This is a genomic window from Actinokineospora sp. (assembly GCF_052390155.1).
In the GTDB taxonomy this organism is placed as follows: domain Bacteria; phylum Actinomycetota; class Actinomycetes; order Mycobacteriales; family Pseudonocardiaceae; genus Actinokineospora.
In genome coordinates this window covers 1-20,164 of record NZ_JBQTHF010000103.1, presented here as the reverse complement: position 1 = coordinate 20,164, position 20,164 = coordinate 1, and the positions used below count along the sequence as shown (strand labels likewise).

At 72.9% G+C, this 20,164-nt stretch carries 5 protein-coding genes; 4 read left to right on the top strand and 1 reads right to left on the bottom strand.

Features of this window, described 5'->3' with window-relative positions; all coding sequences use genetic code 11:
- Positions 1 to 9 precede the first annotated feature (9 nt).
- The 4 genes from ACT4N7_RS26990 to ACT4N7_RS26975 are packed head-to-tail and all read left to right on the top strand — an operon-like array spanning position 10 to position 19,220.
- A complete protein-coding gene (locus ACT4N7_RS26990) occupies positions 10 to 16,329 on the top strand; it encodes an amino acid adenylation domain-containing protein (protein ID WP_444831676.1) in 16,320 nt (5,439 codons plus the stop codon).
- Between the two features lie 4 nt (positions 16,330 to 16,333).
- The gene (locus tag ACT4N7_RS26985) at positions 16,334 to 17,356 is read left to right on the top strand and encodes a FecCD family ABC transporter permease (RefSeq protein ID WP_444831675.1); all 1,023 of its coding nucleotides are present in this window, start codon (positions 16,334 to 16,336) and stop codon (positions 17,354 to 17,356) included.
- Positions 17,353 to 18,411, top strand: coding sequence for a FecCD family ABC transporter permease (locus ACT4N7_RS26980; RefSeq protein WP_444831674.1), 1,059 nt, complete (start codon positions 17,353 to 17,355; stop codon positions 18,409 to 18,411). Before ACT4N7_RS26985 ends, ACT4N7_RS26980 begins: the two co-directional genes overlap by 4 nt.
- Positions 18,408 to 19,220: an ABC transporter ATP-binding protein gene (locus ACT4N7_RS26975; RefSeq protein ID WP_444831673.1), complete on the top strand. Its 813-nt coding sequence runs from the start codon at positions 18,408 to 18,410 to the stop codon at positions 19,218 to 19,220. Before ACT4N7_RS26980 ends, ACT4N7_RS26975 begins: the two co-directional genes overlap by 4 nt.
- Here ACT4N7_RS26975 and ACT4N7_RS26970 read toward each other — a convergent pair.
- A complete protein-coding gene (locus tag ACT4N7_RS26970; RefSeq protein ID WP_444831672.1) occupies positions 19,196 to 20,032 on the bottom strand; it encodes a siderophore-interacting protein in 837 nt (278 codons plus the stop codon). The genes ACT4N7_RS26975 and ACT4N7_RS26970 overlap by 25 nt on opposite strands.
- Between the last annotated feature and the right edge of the window lie 132 nt (positions 20,033 to 20,164).

Genomic DNA, 20,164 nt, shown 5'->3' with positions numbered 1-20,164 from the left:
ATCGCAAGGGTGAACCCCCACAGCGGTGGTCTCGCGCTGACCGGCGCCCAGGCGGGCGTGTGGCTCGCGCAGCACATCGATCCCGAGAGCACGATCTACAACATCGCCGCCTATCTGGAGATCACCCGCGACAGCGCGCCGATCGACGTCGACCGGCTGGCCGCCGCGGTGCGCCGGGCGGTCGACGAGGCCGAGTGCCTGCACGTGGTGTTCGGCGAAAGCCAAGGGGCGCCTCGACAATTCCCGTCGGCTGCCGACTGGGAGCTGTCGGTGCTCGACCTGCGCGACACTGCCGATCCAGATGCCGCGGCGCGGGTCTGGATGGCGGCCGACCGGGCGCGGGTGTCCGATCTCGGGGCAGGCCCGCTGTTCACCCAGGCGATCATCCGGCTGTCCGACGACCGGGTGCTGTGGTTCCAGCGCTACCACCACCTGCTGATCGACGGCTTCGGCCTGCTGCTGCTCTCGGAGCGGGCCGAGCACCTCTACGCGGGCGGCGACGGCGAGGTGCGGTGGCCGCGGACCGCGTTGCCCGACAGCGAGGCCGCGTATCGGGCGTCCGCCGAGTACGAAGTAGACAGTACATATTGGACTGACCGGCTGGCCGACCGCCCGGAACCCGTACGGTTGGTCGAGTCGGACGGCGCGTCGAGCACGACGACCGTGCGGCGAACCCTGATGCTTTCGGCCGAACGGACGCGCCTGCTGCGCTCGGCCGCCGACGCCGCGGGAACCCGGGCGTCGCGGCTGCTCGTGGCCGCGACGGCGATCTACACCCACCGCCGGACGGGGGCGGGCGACCTGGTGCTCGGGCTGCCGTTCTCCGCGCGGAAGGACGCCGCGCTGCGCGGCATTCCGGGGATGTTCTCCACCGTGCTCCCGCTGCGGCTGACCGTCCGTCGCGACGCCACCTCGGCGGAAGTGCTTGAGCACACCGTGCGGCGGGTCCGCGAAGCGGTGGCGCACGGTCGATTCTGCGGTGAGCAGGTCGCGCGGAGCCTGGCCGCCGACAGGTTCCATCACCTGGTCGGGCCGTCGGTGAACATTCTGCCGTACTTCCCGCCCATGCGGTTCGGCGACCACGCCCTGTCCATCGTTCCGCTCTGGACCGGGCCGGTCAACGACCTGTCCGTCACTGCCCATGACACCCCGGACGGACTGCGGACGCGGCTGGATTTCGAGGCTGACGAGGCCGGCTGTACCGCGGCCGATCTCGACCGGCACGTCGCCGCGTTCGAGCGGGTCCTGGCCGCGCTGGTCGAACGGCCCGACGAGGCCGTCGCCGCGATCGAGTTGGTGTCGCCCGCCGAGCGGACGCGGCTGCTGGACGAGTTCGGGCGGGACGACCGCGTGGTGGACGAACTCACTTGGCCCGCGGCGTTCGACCGTCAGGTGCGCGAACGCCCGGACGCCGTCGCGGTCGTGTGCGAGTCGGAGTCGTTGACCTACGCCGAACTCGACGACCGCGCGACGCGGCTGGCCAGGGTACTGGCAGGCCGTGGAGTGTCCACACAGGACTTTGTGGCGGTCGCGCTGCCGCGGTCGATCGAGCTGGTGGCGACCCTGCTCGCGGTGCTCAAGGCGGGCGCGGCCTACCTGCCGCTGGATCTGGACCACCCGCGGGACCGCGTCGCGGACATGATGTGCGACGCGGGTGTCCGGTGGGTGGTCTCGACGGCCGAACTGGCCGCCGAGGTCCCCGCGCCGCCCGGCACCGCCCTGCTGCTGCTCGACCAGGCCGAGTCCGTGGACACCGGAAAGTCTTTGCCGACACCGAGTCTGCACGACGCCGCGTACGTGATCTACACCTCCGGGTCGACCGGCAGGCCCAAGGGCGTCGTGGTGACCCACGAGGGCATCGGCAGCCTGATCGCCACCGCCGTCGACCGGCTGGGGGTGACCGCCGAGAGTCGCGTGGTGCAGTTCGCGTCGGTCGGGTTCGACGTGGCCGTGTGGGACCTGTGCATGTCGCTGGGGGTCGGCGGCCGGGTGATCGTGGTGCCCGCCGAGCGTCGGGTCGCGGACCGCGCACTGACCGACTACATCACCGAAACCGGCGCGACCCACATGATCTTGCCGCCGTCGGTGGTCGCGGCGCTGCCCGCGGGCTGCGATCTGCCCGAGGGCGCGGTGCTCGTCGTCGGCACCGAGACGGTGCCCCCGGAGTTGATCACGCGCTGGTCGGGGCGGCTGCGGGTGGTGGCCGCCTACGGGCTCACCGAGGCGACGGTCAACTCGACCCTGTGGCACGCGCGGCCGGACTGGCAGGGGCCGGTGCCGATCGGCGTGCCCGACCCCAACACCCGGTGCCACATCCTGGATTCCGCGCTGCACCCGGTCGAAATCGGTGCTGTGGGGGAGTTGTACGTCGGTGGCCGCGGTCTCGCGCGTGGTTACCACGGGCGGCCCGGCCTGACCGCCGAGCGGTTCGTCGCCGATCCGTTCGCCTGCCCCGGGGCCCGGATGTACCGGACCGGCGATCGCGCCCGCCGGCGGGCGGACGGGACGATCGACTTCCTGGGCCGGACCGACCAGCAGGTGAAGATCCGCGGGCACCGCATCGAGCCGGGCGAGGTCGAGAGCGCGCTGGTCGCGCACCCGGATGTCACGCAGGCGGTAGTGGTGGTGCGGACCGACCACCGCCGCGCCAAGCGCCTGGTCGGCTACGTGACCGGCGCCCGGGTCGACGCGGGCACCGTGCGCTCGTTCGTGGCAGACCGGCTGCCCGAGTACTTGGTGCCGAGCACCGTGGTCGTGGTCGACGTCTTTCCCTTGACCCCGAACGGCAAGACCGACACCGCGGCCCTGCCCGAGCCGGACTGGACGGCCGCGGCAGGCGACGCGGGCCCGCGCACCGAGGCCGAGCGGGTGCTGGCCCGACTAATCGCGGACCTGCTCGGCCTGGCCCGCGCGGGCGTGCACGACAGCTTCTTCGAGTTGGGCGGCGACAGCATCGTCGCGATCCAGTTGGTCAACCGCGCCCGGCAGGCCGGCCTGACGATCACCGCGCGCGACGTGTTCACACACCCCACGGCGGCCGGGCTGGCGGCGTCCGCGCGAGTGGCCGCGCCGATGGCGCCGGACTCCGGCGTCGGAGTCGTTGCCCCGACGCCGATCGCGGCGTGGTTGCGCGAGGTGAACAGCGCGTCCATCGACCGCTTCCACCAGGCGACAACGGTTCGGACGCCCGCCGAACTGGACCTGCCGGGGTTGACTGCGATCCTGCGGGCGGTGCTCGATCGGCACGACGTGCTGCGCGCGCGGGTGCGCGACGACTTCGCGCTCGACGTGCCCGCGCCGGGCACGGTCGACGCCGCCGACCTGATCGAGGTCGTGTCCGGCGACCACGCCGCCGTGCTCGCGGCCACTGTGGACAGACTCGCGCCCGCCGCCGGAGTGCTGCTGCGGGCCGCGTGGTGGCCAGGGGATCGGCGTCTCCTGCTTGTCGCGCACCACCTTGTGGTCGACGGGGTCTCGTGGCGAATCCTGCACGCGGACCTGGCGCAGGCGTGGTCGGACATCACCGCGGGCAGGCCGCCACGGTTGGCGCCGGTCGGCACATCCGCCCGCCGCTGGTCCCACCTGCTGCGGGAGTCCGCGCCGACCCGGGCCGACGAACTGCCCGTGTGGCGCGCTGTCCTCGACGGCACCGAGCCACCGGTCGGGTCGCGGCCGCTCGACCCGACCGTGGACCTCGCCGCGACAGCGCGCTCGATCACCGTTGAACTGTCCACAACGGACACCGCGGCGCTGCTCGCGGCCCCGGCGATGTTTCACGGCACGGCCAACGACATCCTGCTCACCGCGTTCGCGCTGGCGGTGGCGCGGTGGCGGCCTGGACCGTCGGTGCTGGTGGACCTGGAGGGTCACGGCCGTGCGGACCTCGGCGACGCCGACCTGTCGCGCACCGTGGGGTGGTTCACCAGTCTGTTCCCCGTGCGGCTGGACGCGGGTGCGGTCGACTGGGCCGAGATCGCGGCGGGCGGCGTCGCCGTCGGCCGCGCGGTCAAGCGGGTCAAGGAGCACCTACGGTCCACTCCAGACAGTGGGATCGGATTCGGCATCCTGCGCTACCTCGGCGCGGAGCAGGACGGCCTGCGCGGGCAGCCGCAGTTCCTGTTCAACTACCTCGGCCGCTTCGGCGGCGGCGAGAACGACTGGGAGCCGGACCTCACCGCGTTGTCGGCAGGCGCCGATCCGAGCATGCCGCTGCGCCACGCCGTCGAACTGAACGCCGTCGTGTTCGACGGCAGGCTGCGGACCACCTTGTCCTGGCCTGCCGGCGTGCTCACCGAGCAACGGGTGGCCGACCTGGGCCGGTTGTGGCTGGCGGCGCTGCGCGGGGTCGCCGCGCACGCGAGGGCCGACGGCGCGGGCGGCCATACGCCATCGGACTTCCCGCTCGTGCGGACCGATCAGCGCGAGATCGACGCACTGGCCACAGTGGACGATGTACTGCCGGTTTCGCCGTTACAGCAAGGCATGTACTTCCACGCGGTGGCCGACGACACGGACTCCTACACCGTGCAGCAGGTCGTGGAACTGGCCGGGCCCGTCGACGTGGCGGCGCTGCGGTTGGCCGTACGCGGGCTTGTCGAGCGGCACGCGCCGCTGCGGGCGGGGTTCCGGCGGTACGACGACGGCAGGCTCGTCCAGGTGATCGCCCGCGACGTGCGGGTGCCGTGGCGCGTGATCGAGGGCGACCGGGTGCACGCCGTCGCCGCCGAGGAACGCGCGCACCGATTCGACCTCGCCAATCCGCCGCTGCTGCGCGCCGCCCTGGTGCGGTGGGCCACGGACCAGTGCGCGCTTGTCCTTACGCTGCACCACATCGTGTCCGACGGCTGGTCGGTGCCGGTCATGCTGCGCGACCTGCTCGCCCTGCACGACGGCCGCGCGCTGCCGCCGGTCACCCCCTACCGCGACTACCTGGCCTGGCTCGCCCAGTGCGACGCGGACGCGACCAGCGCGGCGTGGGCGGCGGCGCTCGACGGCCTCACCGAGCCCACCCGGATCGCGACCCCTGGCCCGGTTTCCGCGGACCTGGTGAAGCTGACTGTCGAGGTGCCCGAAGGCGTCGGCCCGGCGGTACGGGCGTGGGCCCGCGCGTCCGGCTTGACGATGAGCACGGTGGTACACGGCCTGTGGGGGCTCGTGTTGAGCGCCGCGACCGGGCGGGCCGACGTGGTCTTCGGCAGTACGGTCTCCGGGCGATCGGTGCCGGTCGAGGGCATGGAGTCGTTGGTGGGACTGTTCATCAACACCTTGCCGGTGCGGGTGCGGACCCGCACCGCCGATCGGCTGGCCGACGTGTTCGGCACGGTGCAGGCCGACCAGGCCGCGCTGCTTGACCACCAGCACGCGGCGTTGGGGCAGGTGCAGCGGGCCGCCGGGCTCGGTGAGCTGTTCGACACCCTCGTCGTCGTCGAGAACTACCCGCTCGACGTGGCCGCGCTGACCTCGGGCGCCCTGCGCGTGGCCGACGTCGACGTGGCCGACTCCACCCACTACCCGCTCACGCTGACCGCGCTGCCGGGCGGGGATCTCCCGCTGTGCCTGGAATACGACCCCGCCCGGTTGCCCGCCGCGACCGTGGCGACGATCTCCGCGCAGCTCACGCTGCTGCTCATCGCGTTGGCGGACGACCCGGCCAGGCCGGTGGCGACGGTCCCGCTGATGTCCGCTGTGGACACTGACATCGCGGCGGCGTACCTGACCGGCGCGACGCCCGACGTGGCAGCCGGGACGCTGGTGGACGCCTTCGAGGCGCACGTCGACGCGACCCCGGACGCGGTCGCCGTGATCTTTGACGGGGTGTCGCTGAGCTACGCCGAACTCGACGCGCGGGCCGCGGTCGTGGCCCGCCAGGTACTGGCGCGGGGCGTACGCCCGGACGACATCGTCGCCGTCGCGGTGCCCCGGTCGTTCGAGCTGGTGGCCGCCCTGCTCGGGGTGCTCAAGGCGGGCGCGGCATACCTGCCGATCGACCTGGACTACCCGCCCGCCCGACAGGCGTTCATGCTCGCCGACTCCGGCGCGCGGCTCGTCGTCACCGTGCCCGGCTTAACCGTCGGCGGCGACCTGGAACGGATCGTCGTCGGCCGGACCGCGGACGTGTCCGATCAGGATGGTCCACATGCGACAGTGGACAACGCCGCGTACCTGATCTACACCTCGGGGTCCACCGGCACGCCGAAGGGCGTCGTGGTGACCCACCGCGCGATCGTCAACCAGCTCGCCTGGATGACCGGCCACTTCGGCAGCAATCCGGGCGATCGCGCGCTGCACAAGGCATCCACGAGCTTCGACGTCTCGGTGTGGGAGCTGTTCTGGGCACTCAGCGAAGGCGCGACGGTCGTCATCGCCAAGCCGGACGGCCACCGCGATCCGCGCTACCTCGCGCGGCTGATCGCCGAACAGCGGGTCACCGTGGTCGAGTTCGTTCCGTCGATGCTGGCCGCGTTCCTCGACGCGGTCGAGGAGCCCGGCTGGGCGGCGAGCCTGCGGACGGTGTTCAGCGGCGGGGAGGCGCTCACGGGCGACCTCGCGGCCCGGTGGGCTGCGGCGACGGGAGTCCCGCTGCACAACCTGTACGGGCCGACCGAGGCCGCGGTCGGGGTGAGCGCGTACGCCTACTCCGGTGCGCCCGCACCGACTGTGCCGATCGGCTCCCCGGTGTGGCACACCCGGCTGCACGTGCTGGACACGGCCTTGCGGCCGGTGCCGGTCGGCGTGCCGGGCGAGCTGTACATCGCGGGCGTCCAACTCGCCAGGGGCTACCACGGCAGGCCCGCGCCGACCGCCGAGCGGTTCGTCGCCGACCCGGTCACGGGTGGGCGCATGTACCGCACGGGCGATCTGGTGTCGCGCGCCGCGGACGGCGCGCTGACCTACCTCGGCCGCACCGACCAGCAGGTGAAGATTCGCGGCAACCGGGTCGAACTCGGCGAGGTCGAGGCGCGACTGGCCGGACTGGCGGGCGTCGCGCGGGTGGCAGTGACCGTGCGCGCGGACCGGCTCGTCGCGTATGTCGTCGGCGCGTCGGGGCACACGCCGTCCGGGCTGCGCGCCGCGGCCACGGCGGTGCTGCCCTCGGCGATGGTGCCCTCGGTTTTCGTCGTGCTGGACAGCTTCCCACTACTGCCCAACGGAAAACTCGACCGCTCGGCGCTGCCCGAGCCGACCGTGGCTGTCGTCACCAGGGAGGCGACCGGCCACGAGAGTGTCCTTTGTGGAGTCTTCGCCGAGGTGCTGGGACTGCCGACTGTGGCGCCTGACGACGACTTCTTCATGCTCGGCGGGGACAGCATCCTGTCGATCACGGTGTCCAGCCGCGCCCGCAAGGCCGGGCTCGACCTCAGCCCGCGCGACGTCTTCGCGCACCGGTCGCCCGCCGCGCTCGCGGCTGCCTGCGGAACCGTCGAGCCCGCCCTGCCGGTGGCCGACGCCGATGGCGTCGGCGACCTGCCTGCGCTGCCGATCGTGCACCAGCTCCGCGAGGACGGCGGCCCGATCGACCGGTTCTCGCTCAGCGTCCTCGTCCAGTCACCCGCCCACGCGACGCGGGATCAGGTGGCCGCGCTGGTGCGGGCCGTACTCGACCGGCACGACGGGCTTCGCCTGGTACTGACCAGGATCGCGCCGATCCTGTGGTCGGTGCGGACCGAGCAGGCCGCCGCCGCCGACCTGCTGCGCCGGGTGGACGCGACCGGCATGGACGACGCCGCGCTGCGGGCGGTGATCGCCGCCGAGTCGGACGCGGCGACCGGCAGGCTGGCACCCGAGGCGGGCACGATGCTGCAGGCGGTGTGGTTCGACGCGGGCGAGCGGCCCGGCAGGCTGCTGCTCGCCGCGCACCACCTCGTGGTCGACGGTGTGTCGTGGCGGATCCTGCTCGGCGACCTCGCCCAGGGCTGGCCCGCGGCGGCGGCAGGCCGCCCGGTCGTCCTCGACCCGGTACCGACGTCGTTGCGGCGGTTCGCGCGGGCGGTGGCCGAGCAGGCGTCCGCGCCGCACCGCCTCGCCGAGCTGGCACAGTGGGTGGAAACCCTTGCTCCAGAAGCAGAACTGGTACCCGGGTGGACGACGCCAGGCACGGTCGGTGATGCCCGACAGCACCTCGTCCAACTGTCTATTGAGGACACAATACCGCTGCTCGGTGCGGTGCCCGCGACAGTCGACGGCGACGTCACCGATGTGCTGGTGGCCGCACTGCGGCTCGCGGTGACCACCTGGCGCCCGGAGAACGGCGACCTGCTCATCGACCTCGAACGCCACGGGCGCGTGGACCTCGGCCTCGACCTCGACCTCTCGCGGACAGTCGGCTGGTTCACCAGCGTCCACCCCGTGCGCCTGGGGGCCGCCCAGAGTCCACTTGACACACTCAAGGCGGTCAAGGAGCGGCTGCGGGCCGCGCCGGACGGCGGGATCGGCCACGGCATGCTGCGCCACCTCAACGCGCAGACGGCGCCCGTGCTCGCCCGGCTGCCGCGGCCCCAGGTGCTGTTCCACTACTACGGCCGGTTCGGCGCGGGCCACGCCGCGGACTGGGCGCCCGCGCCGGAGTCGGACGCCCTGTCGGTCGCGCCCGACGCGGGCATGGCCTTGCCGTACCTGCTCCAGGTCGACGCGATCTGCGACGACACCCCCGCCGGTCCGGCGCTCGGTGCGACCTTCACCTGGACCACCGGTCTGTCCGAAATGGACATCCGGGAACTGGGCCAGGCGTGGCTGGACGCCCTGCGGGAGTTGAGTTCCGTCGCGGGCCGCAAGTGCCTGACGCCATCGGGCCTCACCACGATCACGCTGACCCAAGCCGAGATCGACCGGGTCGAGCGACGCAGTCCGGTGCCGCTGGACGACATCTGGCCGCTGTCGCCACTGCAGGAAGGCTTGTACTTCCACGCGGGTTACGACGCGGGCGATCTCGATGTCTACACCGCCCAGGACACCTTCGAGTTCGATCGCGGGCTCGACGTCGACCGGCTGCGGGTGGCGTGCGCGGTGCTGCTGCGCCGACACCCGAGCATCCGCGCGGGTTTCACCAGCGACGGGCTGGGCAGGCCGGTGCAGTTCATCGCGGCCGACCCGGTGCTGCCGATCACGGAGATCGACCTCACCGCGCTCGACGCCGCCGACCAGCGGGCGGAGGTCGACGCCCTGCTCGCCGCCGACCGCAAGGCCCGCTTCGACCTCGAAGCCCCGCCGCTGTGCAGACTGATGCTGCTGCGCCTGGGCGCGGACCGCGACTGGTTGGTGGTCAGCCACCACCTCGTGCTGTGGGACGGCTGGTCCGCGGGGATCTTCACCGAGCAACTCTTCGCCCTCTACGAGCGCGCGGGCGACGACCGCGACCTGCCCCGGCCCGGCTCCTACCGGGATTACCTCGCCTGGCTTGCCGATCAGGACGCCACGGCCGCCAAGTCCGCGTGGCGCACGGCGTTGTCCGGTCTCGCCGAGCCGACGCTCGTCGCGCCCGCCGACCGCGGCACGCACCCGGTCATCCCCGAACGACACACGGTCGAGCTGGGCGCCGGGGAGTCCGACGCGCTGCGGTCGGGCGCCCGGCGCGCGGGGGTCACGCTCAACACCGTGCTCAACGCCGCGTGGGCGCTGGTGTTGGCGAGCGCTGTCGGTCGCGACGACGTGGTCTTCGGGTCCACTGTGGTCGGCAGACCCGCGTCGATCCCAGGCGTCGAGAGCGTCATCGGCATGTTCCTCAACACCGTGCCCGTGCGCGTCGCGCTCGATCCGCGCGAGTCGGTCGCCGGGCTGCTGCACCGGATCCAGACCGAGCGCACCACGCTGATGCCGCACGACTATCTCGGTCTCGGCGAGCTGCAACGGGAATCCGGGCACAGCACGCTGTTCGACACCCTGTACGTGTTGCAGAACTTCGCCGACGCGGACGCCGCGGCCGAGGTGATGGCGCGGCACGGTATCACCGCGGGCCGCGGGACCGACGCGACGCACTACCCACTGACGCTCGTGGTCACCCCCGGCACCCGGCTGAAAGTCCGCCTCGAACACCGGCCGGACCTGGTCGACCCCGCGACCGCGGCGGCGTTGCTCGCCCGGTTCACGGTGCTCGCCGGACGGCTCATGGCCGACCCCGATGCCACCGTGGGCAGGCTGGACCTGTTGCTGCCCAAGGAAAGCCGTCTGCTAACCGCCGAGTGGGACGCGAGCGCGCACCCCGTTATCGAGGACACGGTCGCCGACCTGCTGGCCGCCCAGACCGCGCGCACCCCGGACGCGACAGCGCTGGTCTTCGGCCATCGGCGGCTCACTTACGCCGAGTTGGACGTGCGCGTCAACCAGCTCGCGCGGCTGCTGCGGTCGCACGGCGCCGGGCCGGAGCGGGTGGTCGCGCTGGCGCTGCCCCGGTCCATCGAGATGGTGGTCGCCCTGTTCGCCGTGCTCCGTACGGGTGCGGCGTATCTCCCGCTGGACCTCGACCACCCGGTCGACCGGCTGCACTCGATGATCGAGGACACCGAGCCCATCTGTCTACTGTCGACAGTCGCGGTGGCGCCGTCGTTCACCGCGCCGACGGTATGCCTCGACGACCCCGATGTGCTCGCCTGGCTGGAAGCATTGCCGGGCACTGGTTCCGGCAAGCGGTTCAGCCTGGACCACCCCGCCTACGTGATCTACACCTCCGGCTCGACCGGCAAGCCCAAGGGTGTGGTCACCCCGTATCGCGGGCTCACCAACATGCAGATCAACCACCAGCGGGAGGTCTTCGCGCCCGCCGTCGCGCTGGCGGGCGGGCGCAGGCTGCGGATCGCGCACACCGTGTCGTTCGCCTTCGACATGTCGTGGGAGGAGTTGCTCTGGCTGGTCGAGGGGCACGAGGTGCACCTCTGCGACGAGCAGTTGCGCCGCGACGCGGAGGCCCTGGTCGCCTACTGCGACGAGCACGCGATCGACGTGGTCAACGTGACCCCGACCTATGCGCACCTGCTCATCGAGGAGGGCCTGCTCGACGGGCCCGTGCCGGCGCTGGTGCTGCTCGGCGGCGAGGCCGTGTCCGAGGCGGTGTGGACGCGACTGCGCGACACCGAGGGCACCTACGGCTACAACCTCTACGGGCCGACCGAGTACACCATCAACACGCTCGGCGCGTCCACTGAGGACAGTACGACGCCCGCGGTCGGCAGGCCGATCCTGAACACCAGGGCCTATGTGCTCGACGCGTACCTGCGCCCGGCGCCACCCGGGTCGCCCGGCGAGCTCTACGTCGGCGGGATCGGCCTCGCCCGCGGCTACCACCGCCAGTCCGGGCTCACCGCGCACCGGTTCGTCGCGGACCCGTTCGGCGCGCCGGGGCAGCGGATGTACCGCACGGGCGACCTCGTGCGCGCCCGCGCCGACGGCATCCTCGACTTCCTCGGCCGCACCGACGACCAGGTGAAGATTCGGGGCCACCGGGTCGAACCAGGCGAGGTGGCGGCCGCGATCAGCGCGCACCCGGCCGTCGCGCACGCGGCCGTGGTCGCCGACGGGCCGTCCGGGGCGAAGCGGCTCGTCGCCTACGTCGTCTGGACGGGGGCCGAGGACACCGGCCTGCGCGCGCACTTGAAGTCGGTGCTGCCGGACTACCTGGTCCCGGCCGTGATCCTGCCGGTTGATCGGCTTCCGTTGACCGTCAACGGAAAGCTCGATGTCCGCGCCTTGCCGAAGGCGGAGGTCGTGGCGCTCGGGGAGCGCCGAGCACCCGGCACGGCTCGCGAAGTGGTGCTGTGCGGGCTGTTCGCCGACGTGCTCGGCGTCGCCGAGGTCGGGGTGGACGACGACTTCTTCGACCTCGGCGGGCACTCCCTGCTCGCCACCCGGCTGGTCAGCCGGGCCAGGACCGCGCTGGACACCGAGCTGTCGATCCGCGATCTGTTCGAGGCGCCGACGGTCGCCGAACTGGCCGCGCGCACCGAGTCTCGCGGCACCGGCACCCGGCCGCCACTGGTCGCGCTGCCGCGACCAGACGAGCTGCCGCTTTCCTTTGCCCAGCAGCGGCTCTGGGTGCTCCAGCGCGCCGAGCCCGCGTCGTCGGCCTACAACTACCCGCTGACGCTGCGGTTGCACGGCGACCTGGACATCGCCGCGTTCAGCGCGGCCGTCCACGATGTGGTCGGCAGGCACGAGGTGCTGCGCACGGTGTTCGGTGAGCGGGACGGCCATCCGTTCCAGCGGGTGCTGCCGGGCGCGCGCCCGGTGATCGAGGTGGTCGAGCACGCGGGCGCGGTATTCGCCGCCGTGGACCGCCCCTTCGACCTCGCCGCCGACCTGCCGCTGCGCGTCACCATCGCCGCAGTCGGACCGGGGGAGCACGTGTTCGCGCTGGTGCTGCACCACATCGCGACCGACGAATGGTCGGATCTGCCGTTCCTGCGGGACCTTGGCGACGCCTACGCGGCCCGGCTCGACGGCCGGGCGCCCGCGTGGCGGCCACTTCCCGTGCAGTACGCCGATTACGCGCTCTGGCAGCGGCGGTGGCTGGGCGACCCGGCGGCCCCGCGCTCGATCGCCGCGCGGCAGCTCGACTACTGGCACGGCGCGCTGGCGGGCGCGCCGGACGAACTGGAGCTGCCGATCGACCGGCCACGCCCGGCGCGGCCCACGTTCGCTGGCGGCGAGGTGGAGATCGACCTCGACGCCGACGTCGCCAAACGCCTGCGGGCCCTCGCGCAGGACACCGGCGCGAGCATGTTCATGGTGCTGCACGCCGCTGTCGCCGCACTGTTGCACCGGCTCGGCGCGGGCAACGACCTGCCGTTGGGCACGCCGATCGCCGGGCGCACCGACGAAGCGCTCGACGAGCTGGTCGGGTTCTTCGTCAACACGCTCGTGCTGCGCACCGACGTCTCCGGCGACCCGACGTTCGTCGAGCTGGTCGGGCGGGTGCGCGAAACCGCCCTCGCCGCGTTCGCGCACGCGGACGTGCCGTTCGAGTCCATTGTGGAGCGACTCAACCCGAGCCGGTCCGCCGCGCGCAATCCGCTGTTCCAGGTGATGGTCGGCTACCACAGCCGCGGCGGCGACGGGCCCGGGTTGCCCGGCCTCACGGGGCAGTGGGAGCCGCTCGCCGCGAGCACGGCCAAGTTCGACCTGGTGTTCAGCTTCACCGACCACCTGGACACCGGGCGGGTGGTGGGTCGGCTGGAGTACGCCGCCGACCTGTTCGACCGGGCCACCGTCGTGTCGTTCGGGGAGCGGCTCGCGCGGCTGCTCGACACCCTCGCCGCCGACCCGACGCGGCCGGTCAGCCTGCCCGACGTGCTCACCGGGCACGAGCGGGCCCAGGTCGTGACCGGCTTCAACGCCACTGACCGGGCGGTGGTCGAGGAGTCGTTGCCCGCGCTGTTCGCCCGGTGCGTCGCCGCCGGGCCGGACAAGGTGGCCGTGGTCGACGCGGCGGGCGAGGTCGACTACGCCGAACTCGACGGCGAGTCCAACCGGCTCGCGCGGGTCCTGCGCGGGCACGGTGTCGGGCCGGAGGACGTCGTTGCCATCGCCGTGCCGCGCTCCGCCGCGATGGTCGCCGCGATCCTCGCGGTACTCAAGCTCGGTGCGGCCTGTCTGCCGCTCGACTTGTCGCACCCGGCCGACCGGATCGCTTACCTGATAACTGATTCCGGTGCCCGGGTGCTGCTCGCCACGGCGGGTGAGGCGGCCAAAGTGTCCGAAGTGGAGGGTGTGCGGCGGGTCCTGGTCGAGGACACCGTCGAGGTCACCGACCGCTCTCCGATCGGACTCGCGCCGCCCGCGCTGGACCAGGCGGCGTACGTGATCTACACCTCCGGCTCGACCGGTACGCCCAAAGGCGTTGTGGTGCCGCATGACGGCATCGCGAGCCTGGCCGCCACCGCGATCGACCGGATGGGACTGACCCCGGACAGCCACGTGCTGCAGTTCGCGTCGGTCGGGTTCGACGTCGCCGTGTTCGAGCTGACGATGGCCGTGTGCGTCGGCGGCAGGCTGGTGTTCGCGCCGGACTCGGTGCGGGTCGCGGGACCGGCGCTCACGGACTTCCTGCGGGAGCGGGAGATCACGCACATGATCCTGCCGCCGTCGCTGGTCTCGGCGCTGCCGCCGGACTGCGAACTGCCCGCGGGCTCGACGATCCTGGTCGGCACCGAGACCGTGCCGCCGGACGTGATCGGCCGGTGGGCGGGCAGGCTGAACCTGATCGCCGCGTACGGCCTCACCGAGGCGACCGTGAACTCGACGCTCTGGCCTGCCCGCGCGGGCTGGACCGGCGCCGTGCCGATCGGCGGGCCCGACCCGAACACCCGGTGCTACGTGCTCGACACCGCGCTGCGGCCGGTGCCGCCCGGGATCGCGGGCGAGCTGTACGTCGCGGGCCGCGGCCTCGCCCGCGGCTATCTCGGCAAGCACCCGCTCACCGCGGAACGGTTCGTGGCCAACCCGTTCGGCCCGCCCGGTGCGCGGATGTACCGCACGGGCGACCGGGCGCGGTGGCTGGCCGACGGCAACCTCGATTTCCTCGGCCGCGCCGACACCCAGGTCAAGATCCGGGGGTTCCGGGTCGAACTCGGCGAGATCGCCGCCACGCTCAGCGGGCACCCGACGGTGGCGCAGGCTGCCGTGCTGTCCGATGTGGAGGGTGACATCACCCGGCTGGTCGGCTACGTCGTGGCCGCGGCGGGGGAGCGGGTCGACCCGGCGGCGCTGCGCGCGCAGGTCGCCGACACCCTGCCGGACTACATGGTGCCCGCGCTGGTCGTGCCGCTCGACGGCCCGCTTCCCTTGACGCCCAACGGGAAGCTGGACCACAGGGCCCTGCCCCGGCCGGACTGGGCGGCCTTGGCCGGCGACGCGCGCCCGGCCACCGCCGAGCAGACGGCCCTCGCCGAACTGTTCGCGGAGATCCTCGGGCTGCCCGCGGTGGGCGTGCGGGACAACTTCTTCGACCTCGGCGGGCACTCGATGGCGTCGATGCGGCTGCTGGGCCGGGTCCGGTCGGTGTTCGGTGTCGACCTGAGCGTGCGCGACGTGTTCGACGCGCCGACGGTGGCCGGGCTGGCGGCGAAGCTGGCCGACGCGAGCGCGAGCAGGCCCGCTCTCGTCCCGGCGGCGCGGTTGTCCCCGCTGCCGATCGCGCCCGCGCAGCGCAAGCACTGGTCCTGGCACCGCGACCGGCCCGGGTACGACCACTCGCTGGTGCTGCGCTTGCCCAAGGGATTCGACCGCGCGGCGCTGGCGGCGGCACTGTCCGACGTCGTCGGCAGGCACGAACCGCTGCGCACGGTGTTCGTCGAGCGCGACGGGCAGGTGTACCAGGAACTCCTGCCACCGCCCGAGCTTGTCGGAAGACCCGGTGCCGATCCGGCCACGCTGGTCCGCGAGGTCCCGGATTTCGCTGCCACGCCGCCGTTGCGGGCCTGGTTGACCGCCGACGACACCCTGGTGCTGGCGCTGGGCTACCTCGGCGTGGACGAATGGTCGGTCGTGCCGCTGATCCGGGATCTCGGCGCGGCCTACACGGCCCGCTCGGCCGGTGCCGCGCCCGACTGGACGCCGTTGCCGGTCGACTACGCCGACTACACGCGGTGGGCGCGCGAGGTGCTGGGCGACCCGGACGATCCGCACAGCAGGCACGCCCGGCAGCTCGACCGGTGGCGCGAAGTCCTGCGCGACGTCCCGGCCGAGTTGGCGCTGCCCGCCGACCGCCCCCGCCCGGCGCACCCGAGCCACCGCGGCGACACGGTCGACTTCGTGCTCGACGCCGAGCTGCATCAGGGCATCGTCGCCCTGACCGCGTGGACCGGCACCAGCCTGTTCATGGTGCTGCACACCGCGTTCGCCACCCTGCTGGCCCGGTCCGGCGCGGGTACCGACCTGCCGATCGGCACCCTGGTCGCGGGCCGGGCCGACGAGTCCCTTGTGGACCTGGTGGGCTGCTTCGCGGGGGCGATCCTGCTGCGCGCCGACCTGTCCGGCGAACCGTCCTTTGTGGAACTGCTGATGCGGGCGCGGGCGCACACCCTCGACGCGCTCGACCGCGCGGACGTGCCGCTGGACGACGTGCTCGACGCCCTCGGCCTCCCCGATCCACAGGTCATGCTCGTGCACCACGAGCAGGCCGTGCTGGCCCAGCTACCCGGCGGCCGGATCGACGCGCTGCCAACCGGTGTCACGCGGGCGGAGTTGACCCTGAGCTGCTACGAACCGCGAGGACCGCTGCCCGTGCCCTGTCACCTCGACTACGCCACCGACCGATTCGACCGCAGCACGGCGGATCGGCTGGTCGCCGACCTGCTCGACATCCTCCGCGCGGCCGTGGCCGACCCCAGAACGGGCGGCTGAGTCCATGGTGGACGGACGATCGGCGCGGCACCCGGCGCGCCAACGGGCAGCGGGTCTGGTGGTCGCGGTCGCGGTGCTCGCACTCGTGCTCGTGATCAGCGTCGGGATCGGCCTCAAGGACATCCCGTTCCTCTCCACGGTGCGCATCCTGCTCGGCGACGACGGCTCGACCGAGGCCGTGACCATCCGCGACGTGCGGGTCCCGCGGGCACTGCTCGGTATCCTCGTCGGCGTGGCCCTGGGGCTCTCGGGCGCGGTCATGCAGGCGCTGACCCGCAACCCGCTGGCCGATCCCGGGCTGCTCGGCGTGACCATGGGCTCATCGACGGCCATCGTCGTGGCCATCGCGTTCCTCGGCGCGTCGGGCGTGGTCGCCCACGTGTGGTTCGCGATGGCGGGGGCGCTCGTCGCGGCGGTCGTCGTGTCGGTGCTCGGCACGGCGGGGCGGGGTGTGGTGACGCCCGACCGCCTGGTGCTCGCGGGCGCCGCCGTCACCGCCGTGCTGCTCGCGTTCAACTCCGCCGTGCTGCTGCTCGACCCGGCGGCGTTCAACCAGTTTCGGTTCTGGAACGTGGGCTCGCTCGCAGGCAGGCAGGTCGAGGTGCTGGTCGCCGTGGTCCCGTTCATCGTGCCCGCGCTCGTGCTCGCCCTGCTGCTCGCGCGCCCGTTCAACGCCTTGGCGCTCGGCGACGAGACCGGCCGCGCGCTCGGGGTGCACGTGGTCAGGACCCGCGTGCTCGGCGCGGTCGCGTTGACCGTCCTTTGTGGAGCGGCCACCGCCGCCGCAGGCCCGCTGATCTTCGTCGGCCTGGTGGTGCCGCACGTCGCCCGGCTGCTCGTCGGACCGGACCAGCGGTGGGTGCTGCCGTACTCGGCGGTGCTGGCGCCGATCCTGCTGCTGGGCGCCGATGTGCTGGGGCGGCTGGTGATCCCGCCCGCCGAACTGCAGGTCGGCATCGTGACCGCGTTCCTCGGCGCGCCCGTGTTCATCGCGCTGTGTCTGCGCAAACGGCTGGCTCAGGCATGACCGGGGCCGTCTTCCAAGGCCGCGTCGTGCGTACGCGCGGCGGGCTCTCGGCGCGCGTCGACCCCCGCGCGGTCGTCGTGGGGCTGGGCACGGCGGTCGCCATCCTCGTCGTCGCGGTGTTCGCGATGACGACCGGCGCGGTCCGGCTGCCCGTCTGGGACGTGGTGAAGGCGTTGTCCGGCAATGGAACGCCCGTCACCGATGTGGTCGTCCTGCGGCTGAGACTGCCCCGGGTGCTCACCGCGATCCTCGTCGGCGCGGCACTCGCCGTCAGCGGCGCCGTTCTGCAGAGCCTGACCCGCAACGTGTTGGGCAGCCCCGACTTCCTCGGGTTCACCACCGGCGCGGCGACCGGCGCGCTCATCTCGATCATCGTAGTCGGCGGCGGGCTCGCCGACACGGCCGTCGGCGCGTTCGTCGGCGGCGTCGCGACGGCGGCGGTCATGTACGCGCTGGTGTTTCGCCTTGGTGTGCAAGGGTTTCGGTTCGTCCTGGTGGGTATCGGAAGCTCGGCGATGCTGCTGGCGTTCAACTACTACCTGGTCACCCGCGCGAGCCTGTACGACGCGCTGGAGGCGCAGGCGTGGCTCACCGGCAGCCTGAACCTGCGCGGCTGGGACCACGTGGCGGCGATCGGCCTCACCACGGCGGTGCTGGTCCCCCTGGCGGTCGGCGGCGCGCGGGCGCTGTCGCTGCTGGAACTGGGCGACGACGCGGCGCGCGCGCTCGGGGTGCCGGTCGCGCTGACCCGCTTCGGGTTCATCGCGATCAGCGTGGGGCTCGCCTCGGTGGCGACGGCGGTGACCGGGCCGATCTCGTTCGTCGCGCTCGCCGCCCCGCCGGTGGCCCGCGCGCTGACCCGGTCCGCCGGACCCGGTCTGCTCACCGCCGGGCTCGTGGGCGGATTGCTGCTGCTGTCGAGCGATGTCTTGGTGCAGCGGGCATTCCCGTCGTCGCAGCTCCCGGTGGGCATCGCCACCGGGGCGGTCGGCGGCCTGTACCTGGCGTGGCTGCTGCCTGCCCGTCGGCGCATCCGAGAGGACGTGGCGCGATGACCCGGTTGCGGGCCGAGAACCTGACCCTGGCCTACGACGAACGCACGGTCGCCACCGAACTGGGCGTGCGCATCCCGGACGGGTCGTTCACCGTGGTCGTCGGGCCGAACGCGTGCGGCAAGTCGACGCTGCTCAAGGCGCTGGCCCGGATGATCAAACCTGTCACGGGCGCGGTGTACCTCGACGGCGAGCTGATCTCGTCCTACCGCGCCAAGGAAGTCGCCCGCAGGCTCGGCCTGCTGCCGCAGACCTCGATCGCGCCCGGTGCCATCACCGTCGCCGACCTCGTCGCGCGGGGCCGCTACCCGCACCAGCGGCTGCTGCGGCAGTGGTCGGTGGCGGACGAGCGGATCGTCATCGACTCGATGCGGCTGACCGGTGTGCTGGACCTGGCGCCGCGCCTGGTGGACGAGCTGTCCGGCGGCCAGCGCCAGCGCGTGTGGCTGGCGATGGCGCTGGCGCAGCAGACCTCGATCCTGCTGCTCGACGAGCCGACCACGTTCCTGGACATCGCGCACCAGGTCGAGGTGCTCGACCTGTGCGCCGACCTGCACGAACGCGCCGGGCACACGCTCGTGGCCGTGCTGCACGACCTCAACCAGGCGTGCCGGTACGCCACGCACCTGGTGGCGATGCGGGCCGGGGGAGCGGTGGCCGCCGAGGGCCGACCGGCCGACGTGGTGACCGCGGACCTGGTCGAGGACGTGTTCGGGCTGGCGTGCCGGGTGCTCCCCGACCCGGAGACGGGCACGCCGCTGATCGTGCCCGCGGCGCGCCGCCGCACTCAGGCTCTCCTCCGCCGCCAGTAGCCGGAGAACAGCACGCGCCTGCGGTCCACGCCCTGTCTGACCAGGTGCCCGCGGATCGCCGTGGCCATGCCCGACTCGCCGCAGACCCAGGCGTAGTCCAGGTCGGCGATCCGGGCGGCCGCGAGCACAAGCGACCCCGGCGCGGCGGTGCCCCGGTGGACGAACTCGACCGGCACGGCGCTCCCGATCGGCAGCTCGTAGCTCTCGTCCGGTACCTCCGCGATCGCCTGGACGTGCCCGGCGTCGGCGGGCAGCGACTCCAGGATCGCCGACAGCGCGGGCAGCGCCGTCTCGTCGGCGACGAGGAGCTGCGAACTCGGCGCGGGTTGTCCACGATAGGCCGACCCGCACGCGCGGAAGCCGACAACCGCGCCCGGCTCGGCGGTGCGCGCCCAGGTCGAACCCGGGCCGTGGGTGCCGTCGTGCAGCACGAAGTCGACGTCGATCTCGGCGTCCCGGCCGCGCAGCGCGCGCACCGTGTACCAGCGCAGATCGGGCCGGGCGTGGGCGGGCAGCCGCTGGAGGGCGGCGCGGACGTTGATCCGGCCGGGGCTGGGCAGGGTGACCTCGGCGGCGCCCGGGGGCGGGATGAGCAGGCCGAAGTACTCGTCGGGGCCGCTGGTGGCCCAGTCCCGGAACTCGGGCGCGTGGAAGGTGACGCGCCGGACGTGCGGCCCCAGCGGCGCGGCCCGCGCCACGGTCATCAGGAACTGCTCGTACTCGGCGCGCTGGTTCTGCGCCGCCATGACGAGCGCGCTGACCCGGCTGACGACCTTGCGCTGGAGCTGGTCGAAGGTGGAGTAGGCGGCCACCGTGCCCCCTAATGAGGGTTACGGGCTGGTCGTGAGGCAGGCTCGGTGTGGTAGCTGCCGGTGGGTGAGCACTCGTGCCCCCAGACCTTCGAGGTCTGAAAAAAGATCGTGCCCCCGCTGGTGGCCGGGAGA